6 protein-coding genes are annotated in these 6,929 nt (G+C 42.9%); 1 reads left to right on the top strand and 5 read right to left on the bottom strand.

What is annotated here, in order from left to right:
- Positions 1–100: 100 nt before the first annotated feature.
- The 5 genes from ABFY09_RS14085 to ABFY09_RS14065 form a co-directional block, all read right to left on the bottom strand.
- The gene (locus ABFY09_RS14085; RefSeq protein WP_347984911.1) at positions 101–709 is read right to left on the bottom strand and encodes a protein-methionine-sulfoxide reductase heme-binding subunit MsrQ; all 609 of its coding nucleotides are present in this window, start codon (positions 707–709) and stop codon (positions 101–103) included.
- 1 nt (position 710) lies between these two features.
- Positions 711–1,703 carry a protein-methionine-sulfoxide reductase catalytic subunit MsrP gene (gene msrP / locus ABFY09_RS14080; RefSeq protein ID WP_347984910.1) on the bottom strand — a complete coding sequence of 331 codons (993 nt, stop codon included), beginning with the start codon at positions 1,701–1,703 and terminating at the stop codon, positions 711–713.
- A gap of 99 nt (positions 1,704–1,802) precedes the next feature.
- Positions 1,803–2,573, bottom strand: a complete 771-nt coding sequence (gene pssA, locus ABFY09_RS14075) for a CDP-diacylglycerol--serine O-phosphatidyltransferase (protein WP_347984909.1) — start codon at positions 2,571–2,573, stop codon at positions 1,803–1,805.
- A 24-nt stretch (positions 2,574–2,597) separates the two neighbouring features.
- On the bottom strand, positions 2,598–3,881 hold the full coding sequence (hemL, locus tag ABFY09_RS14070) for a glutamate-1-semialdehyde 2,1-aminomutase (protein ID WP_347984908.1): 1,284 nt from the start codon (positions 3,879–3,881) through the stop codon (positions 2,598–2,600).
- 85 nt (positions 3,882–3,966) lie between these two features.
- Positions 3,967–5,733, bottom strand: coding sequence for a chloride channel protein (locus ABFY09_RS14065; protein ID WP_347984907.1), 1,767 nt, complete (start codon positions 5,731–5,733; stop codon positions 3,967–3,969).
- Positions 5,734–5,800: 67 nt separating this feature from the next.
- On the opposite strand from ABFY09_RS14065, the gene argC reads away from it, so the two are divergent.
- On the top strand, positions 5,801–6,832 hold the full coding sequence (argC, locus tag ABFY09_RS14060) for an N-acetyl-gamma-glutamyl-phosphate reductase (RefSeq protein WP_347984906.1): 1,032 nt from the start codon (positions 5,801–5,803) through the stop codon (positions 6,830–6,832).
- Positions 6,833–6,929 lie beyond the last annotated feature (97 nt).

Below are 6,929 nucleotides of genomic sequence, written 5' to 3'. Positions count from 1 at the left end.
CACTTAAGCCACTCAACTTCCTAAATCTAATTAAGATGCTAAGCCCTGTCCGTGTCAGCGAGGGCGTATATTAAGGATATACAGATTTTGTGCAAGTGTTTTATGAGATTTTCTTGAAATATTTTTTATAACGCGGATTTTGATAGATACGAAGGAGTAGTAAAGGAGCAATAAAGACAGTTACCCAAACAGCAAGCTCAATATCACTCTTCACTTGCAACCATAAATGAGCGACAACACAAACTGCAGCCAAATACACTAATTGATGAAGTTTCTTCCATTTCCTACCTAACCTTTTCATCATTTTCTTAGTACTGGTAATCGCCAACAAAAAAAGAATAACGGTCGCTGCCACTCCTGCATAAATATAAGGTTTCTGCACAAGATCCGACAAAATCCATGAAACACTTAACCCTGCAAACAAGATTAGATAAACAAGCAAGTGAAATAATGAATAGAAGAAGGCTGTTAAACCCACAAAACGACGATACCGAGAAATAACGCAAAACGTCTTCACCCTAGCTATTGGCGTTAAAGACAAAACAGCAACAATGAAGACGCTCGCCCAAATACCACTCAAATTCATCAGAGCTTTTCCAGGATCAGGAAAATAGCACCCTAATAAAAGTGAAATAACCATCCAAAGCAACGGCAAAAGAAACAAAAGCACCACATAAGGCTTCTCTTTCCTATCCCAGAACGACGCCATATTAATAAAACCTACTTAGATCCATACTAGAATATAAAGAAGCAACCTCATCTTCATAACCATTAAACATTTTGGTTTCGATAACATTCGGAAAAAGCACACCACTTGGCAAACGTCTTTCTTGCTTTTGAGTCCAACGAGGGTGATCGACATTTGGATTCACATTAGCGTAAAAACCATATTCGCTCGGAGCCAACATACTCCAAGTTGTTTCTGGCATAGTTTCAACAAAACGTATCTTCACGATCGACTTAATACTTTTAAAGCCATACTTCCAAGGCAAGACTAGACGTACAGGCGCACCATTTTGATTAGGAAGGACACTGCCATACATTCCAACTGCCAATAGGGCTAACGGATTCATTGCCTCATCTATACGCAAGCCTTCGCGATAAGGCCAATCCAAGCCATTACCGTTTTGACCTGGCATCTGTTTAGGATCGTACAAAGTCTCAAAATAAACATATTTCGCTTTGGACGTCGGCGCAAAACGCTTTAGAACATCTCCCAAAGAAACACCAACCCAAGGAATCACCATTGACCAAGCCTCAACACAACGAAGGCGATAAATACGCTCTTCAAGCATCGACTCTTTTATAATGTCTTCGAGATTAAAAACGCCTGTTTTTTCAGCTTCGCCTTCTACCGTAATTGTCCAAGGCGAAGTTTGGAATTGTGTCGCTCTTTCTTTTGGATCGTTTTTACCGTAACCAAATTCGTAAAAGTTATTGTAAGAGGTAGCAACATCGAATGGAGCGGCCTTTTCATCGGCACCGTAAGGTGTCTCAATGATATTTTGAAATGCGGGAGCCAAAGAAGAGGAAGGCACAAGAGGATTTCCACCTTGTAAGGCAGCTGAAACAGAACCAATCGTTCCAGCGCCTAAAACAGCACCACCAGTCACCTTCATAAACTGGCGTCGATTCAAATAAACGGACTCATCTATGACTTCTGATTCAGAACAATCAGACGCTTTTTTTACACGAATTAGCATAAGCAACCTCCCTCATAGTTGAACTATAGACATAGGTTATCTCCGCTAGTTCAAAAAAGCTTCAGTTAACAAGCAATCCATTCTATTTTAAACTAAGAGCTAACGTAATCCTTTGAATATGAACCCTAAAGGCCCCCAAAGACCATACACGCAAAACACAGCCATTAAGACTAATGACGGCTCAAGCGCAATTAACACAAACACCAAAATAGCAATCAAGAACACAACAAAAGGCACTCGCCCTTTCAAGTTGAGATCCTTAAAACTGCGATACTTAACATTACTTACCATCAACAAACCAACAACAGGCACAAGCAAAGCCATCAGAATCGACAAACTATCACCTGAAACCCCCTTTTCACTGGCAGCCCAAATCACGCTAGCCAAAATAGCCGCCGCCGCTGGGCTTGGCAACCCTGTAAAATAGCGTTTTTCCTCGACTGACAGCATGGTATTAAAGCGAGCCAAACGAAGTGCTGCACCTACAGCATAAATAAAAGCCGAAATCCAACCTATCTTACCGAGCGGTTCTAATGACCAAGTAAAAACAATCAATGCTGGTGCGATACCAAACGACACCATATCAGCGAGCGAATCGTATTCTGCGCCAAAAGCACTTTGTGTATGAGTTAACCGCGCCACTCGTCCGTCTAACCCATCACACACCATAGAGATAAAAATAGCCACAGCAGCATTTGAAAAGTTACCGTCCATCGCTGCAATAATTGCATAAAAACCGGAAAACAACGCCGCCGTTGTAAAAAGGTTAGGAAGTAAATACACCCCTTTTCGCGGCTGTCTTTTCTCATCGCCAAGATCAATATCTTCAATATCATCCACTGGCGCTTTCTTTATATCGTCTATCGACATACAAACATCCTCACCTTGCTCACTTTATAGGAGCTTTGCAAAAGCGCGTTTAGCCGCTGCAATTGTAAAATCAATATCTTCATCTGTGTGTGCCTGAGAAATAAAGCCAGCTTCAAAAGCCGCAGGAGCAAGATACACTCCTTCTTCCAACATGCAATGGAAGAATGCTTTAAATCGAGCGAGGTCACAGTTTTGAACTTCGGCAAAACTACTCACAACATCCGCTTCAGAAAAGAAGAAGCCAAACATGCCACCCACACTAACAACACAAAATGGAACACCTGCTTCATCCGCCGCTGCTTTCAATCCAGACACAAGGCGAGCTGCTTTAGCACCTAATGTTTTATGAAAGTCTGGCTCACTGATTTTATTCAACACAGCCAAACCAGCGACCATAGCAACAGGATTACCCGATAAAGTACCCGCTTGATAAACTGGCCCTAACGGTGAAATGCATTCCATAACTTCACGTTTTCCACCAAAAGCACCAACAGGCATTCCAGCACCAATTACTTTACCAAGCGTTGTTAAATCTGGCACAACACCAAAATGCTCCTGCGCTCCACCAAGCGCAACTCGGAAACCAGTCATTACTTCATCAAAAATTAACACCGCACCAGATTCATCACACACTTCTCGAAGAGTTTGAAGGAAACCGTCAACAGGTAAAATGCAGTTCATATTGCCTGCAACTGGTTCAACAATAATACAAGCAACCTGATCACCTATTTCAGCAAAGCAACGTTTCACTTCATCAATGTCGTTATATTGCAATGTGATTGTATGCTTGGCTAAATCAGCAGGAACACCAGGAGAGTTTGGCACACCCAAAGTCAACGCACCCGATCCCGCTTTCACCAACAATGAATCAGAATGCCCGTGATAGCAGCCTTCGAACTTCACTATTTTGTCTCGTCCGGTATAACCACGGGCGAGACGAATCGCACTCATGGTCGCTTCCGTACCAGAATTCACCATGCGAACCATATCCATAGAAGGAACAAGCTCACACACTTTTTCTGCCATGGTGATTTCCACTTCTGTTGGCGCACCGAAACTTAAGCCAAAATCAAGTTGCTGCCTTACCGCATCCAACACATCTGGATGAGAGTGACCTAAAATCATTGGCCCCCAAGATCCAACATAGTCGATATAACGTTTCTTATCTTCATCATAAACATAAGCGCCTTCTCCCTTTTGGAAAAAAACAGGCGTTCCGCCCACACCATTAAAAGCTCGTACTGGGGAGTTTACGCCGCCAGGAATACGGTGTTGTGCTCGTGCATATAAATCACTTGATCGACTCATAATTTCTTAAGTTCCATAAACTAGTAATGTATTTCGCTTTATAACAAAGCAAGTAAAGACTAAACGCAAACAATCGCTTTCTCGATCATTCACTTTTTAACAAAAATTGGTCAAGGCGCTGTCGAGTGACAAGACACAAAGAATTATCAGATAAAGAAACCAACACTTCAGACAACTCAGTGGTCTGAAACCAATTCAAAATAATTTCCAATGAAGCTGGCTCGTCTATTCGCTGAATCGGCAAAAATTCAACGGCTTTGGTTAAATCCATCAACACCTTTTCGCCATCAGTCACAAGCCAAGGCTGAGGACCAAAGTCTAATGTTTGCAAAGCCTCTAACAGCGAATTTCGTCGAACAAAATACCATTCTCCAGCCTGCTCGAATGCGGCGTAGTCTACCACACTTAACGCCAAATCTTTTACTCGTTCAAGAGGTCGCTGAGCAGAAATCAATAACACATCTTCTGCCACAGGCTTAACCGTATGCTGTCGCAAATAACGTTGAAGCGGGTTAATAGAAGAGACCATTCCGATATAGCTTAATCTCTCCGTGAATACAGACTCCTGATGAAAAAAGACTCGTGTCAGCAAACACGATAAAACAATCACAAACAACGCCGGCACAATCACTTCGGATGAATGCGTCATCTCCACAATTGCTACCAACGCCGTCAAAGGAGCCTGAAAGCTCGCTGCCATCATCGCTGCCATGCCCAGCAAAGCAAACAAAACGATATAGATAAATTCACTCTCAAACATCTGAGCGACTTGCGCACCAGCCAAACCACCAATAATAAAAGTTGGGCCAATCATGCCTCCAGGAACACCTAAACCAACGGTAAACGCCGTCAATAATGTTTTAACGATGACCAACAAAAGCAAAGAATAAACAACCAGTTCACCAGAAAGTACGTTTGATAGGGAGGCATAACCACTTCCCAACGTTTGAGGAAAATAAACCGCTGCTAACGCAGTAAGTGCCGCTACTACCGTGAAACGAATCCAAACGGAAAAACCACTAAGGCGCCACAGGATTTTTTGCGTATGCAGAAAAAGTGCGGACAAAAGCACAATAAACACAACCAACACAAAACAAGCAAGAAACATATCCAACGACAGAACCACAGAAAAAATACTGTCGATACTGAAAATATGCAAAGGGCCAATCAAAAAATGACTAACGAGCGTCGCAATGACCGAAGATAAAAGAAGAGGCAACACATAACGCTGCCGATACTCTAAAAAGATCACTTCAAATGCAAACAAAACACCTGCCAAAGGTGTTTGAAAAATCGCCGAAATAGCACCTGCCACACCGCATGCCAGCAATGTTTCAACACCATATTGAGGCAACTTAGCTTTTCCAGCCAAATAGCCACCCAAAGTAGCACCCAGATGAACAGCCGGGCCCTCTTTACCAATGGAAAGTCCACCAATTAAACCCAATGCAGCCGTAAAGAACTGCACCACACCATTCCAGAAAGGCAAATTACCATTGTAATAATTTAACCTTTCCACCACATAAGGCACTCCGACCTTATGTAGCTTTTTGGGCAAGCCTGTAAAAACTAACGCAAGAAGGAAGCAAGCAGAAACCGATAAACCAACACGCCATTCAACAGATAAGGTCTCAAAAGCATCAAAATCCGCACCAATAAAATAACGTGCGGGCAGATAAATCACAGCATAAAACAACGCCATGAGCAGACCGCTGAGCAAGCCACACAAAGCGCCTAAAGCGGCTAATATGGATAAGTCGTCATAAGCTCTCGCCTTACGCGACCATTTTTCCCTTAAATTTAACCCTTTCAGATTCCCACCTCTCTTTAAACGGGAGCGAATTTCGTGCACTATTCAAGCAGTTATATAACAAATTCGCAATTGCCTCTATCAAGGCATCATTTATTAGGAAGAAACAGTGTATAAAATAGGCATCGTAGGTGGAACGGGTTATACCGGAGCCGAATTATTAAGACTTTTAGCCAATCATCCAGAAGTGGAAGTTGCTGCGATTACATCACGTAGCGAAGAAGGCAAACTCATTTCCGATATATATCCTAGCTTACGCGGTCACTATGACCTTCGCTTTTCAAATCCAGACATTGAAGAATTAGCCAAGTGCGATCTCGTTTTCTATGCAACACCACATGGCGTCGCCATGGATCAAGTACCAGAGCTGATCGATCGCGGAATCAAGGTTGTGGATTTGGGTGCCGATTTCCGTATTAAAGACACAGTGGAGTGGTCAAAATGGTACGGCATGGATCATCGCACACCAGATTATGTAGCAAAAGCAGTGTACGGTTTACCCGAAATGAACCGTGACGCAATCAAAGGTGCGCAATTAGTGGCTAATCCAGGTTGTTACCCAACAGCAACACAACTGGGGCTTATTCCATTATTGGAAGCTGGAATTATTGATCCGTCTGATTTAATCGCCGATGCAAAATCGGGTGTCAGTGGCGCAGGTCGAGGCACAAACGTTGGCTCACTATTGTGTGAAGCCAGTGAAAGTTTCAAAGCTTATGGCGTAGCAGGACACCGTCACCTTCCCGAGATCAAACAAGGTTTACAAGCGGTAAGTGACTCACCAGTTGGACTGACATTTGTACCGCATTTAGTGCCTATGATTCGTGGCATACACTCCACTATATACGCCACATTGACCGATACATCGGTTGATCTACAAGCTTTATTTGAAGAGCGCTACAAAGATGAATTCTTTGTCGATGTTATGCCAGCAGGAAGCACACCAGAAACTCGCAGCACCAAAGGTGCGAACTTCTGTCGCATTGCAGTATATCGCCCACAAGACAGCAACAAGGTCGTTGTCCTATCTGTGATTGATAATCTGGTAAAAGGCGCATCAGGCCAAGCCATTCAAAACATGAACATTATGTTGGGGTTACCAGAAAACCTAGGTTTAACCGCCCTAGGCATGATGCCTTAACAATTACTGTAATCGCACAAGATTCATAAAAAAACGGGCTTCTTAGTTTCAATTTAAGAAGCCCGTTTTTTATACGCATTCAGTAATTAAACGACTT

The organism is Marinomonas sp. 5E14-1, from assembly GCF_039939215.1.
Classification (GTDB): Bacteria; Pseudomonadota; Gammaproteobacteria; order Pseudomonadales; family Marinomonadaceae; genus Marinomonas.
The sequence above is the reverse complement of the archived record's forward strand: the minus strand, read 5'-3'. Positions and strand labels throughout refer to the sequence as shown.